Below are 589 nucleotides of genomic sequence, written 5' to 3'. Positions count from 1 at the left end.
TTAATATGTCTGACGTAAATACTGTTGCTAGCGTCAGCGAAGAGGTAGGTGCAGTATCCAGCATTAAAGACGAAATCGTACGAGTAGACGAAGTCTTAGGGCATGTTGTAACTGTGGCCGATTCAAATCTAGCTGTCACCGCTGTAGCACTAGATATAGATAACGTTGCAACTACGGCTGCTAACCTGATCAACATCAACACTACTGCTAACAGCATAGGCAATGTAAATACAACCGCAGGTAACATAACTAACGTAAACACTGTAGCGTTTAATATCGATGATGTTGTAGCTGCTGGTACTGACATTTTCAGCATAAACACTGTTGCATCTTACATTGACGAGGTTAACACGGTCTACTCAAATGTGGATGCGGTAAAGACTACGGCAGACAACATCGATCATGTACAGGACGTATCCGATAACATTGTAGCCGTACAAAACGCTTCAGATAACGCCAATACAGCAACTACTAAAGCGTCAGAGGCTGCTACCAGCGCAGCAGAAGCCTTGGTATCGGAAAACAAAACAGCTAGCCTGTTTGATGATTTTGATAAGCGCTACCTAGGTACCTTTGCTGCTGGCCCTAC

General features: G+C 44.0%; 1 protein-coding gene. It reads left to right on the top strand.

The window, feature by feature from the left end:
* On the top strand, positions 1-589 hold a 589-nt coding region (locus BZJ21_RS16420), incomplete at both ends, for a hypothetical protein (protein WP_201788236.1).

Origin of the sequence: Salinivibrio costicola subsp. alcaliphilus, assembly GCF_001996185.1 — a bacterium.
GTDB classification, from domain to species: domain Bacteria; phylum Pseudomonadota; class Gammaproteobacteria; order Enterobacterales; family Vibrionaceae; genus Salinivibrio; species Salinivibrio costicola.
The sequence above is the reverse complement of the archived record's forward strand: the minus strand, read 5'-3'. Positions and strand labels throughout refer to the sequence as shown.